At 64.0% G+C, this 278-nt stretch carries 1 protein-coding gene; it reads left to right on the top strand.

Annotated elements, in window-relative coordinates:
- A partial coding sequence (locus SB658_RS23415) for an amidase family protein (protein ID WP_410602679.1) occupies positions 1-278 on the top strand: 278 nt, incomplete at both ends.

Below are 278 nucleotides of genomic sequence, written 5' to 3'. Positions count from 1 at the left end.
CTAGACGTTAAAGGGGAAGTAACGAGAGCTGGTGCACTCGCGCTCGACGATATGCCGGTAGCCGCGTGCGATGCGCCTGTGGTATCTCGGCTACGGTCGTCGGGGGTGGTGCTCATTGGCCGTACCAACATGACGCCCTTTGCATTCTCGGTGGTCGGGCTCAACTCCCATTTTGGGACGCCAGGAAACCCGTGGGACCGCGATCGCATCCCGGGAGGTTCGTCGTCCGGTGCGGCGGTCTCGGTGGCTGACGGCATGGTTGCCGCCGCGATCGGCTC

Source organism: Bacillus sp. SIMBA_008 (genome assembly GCF_046535495.1).
Lineage (GTDB): Bacteria > Bacillota > Bacilli > Bacillales > Bacillaceae > Bacillus > Bacillus subtilis.
This window is presented reverse-complemented; position numbering and strand designations above follow the sequence as displayed.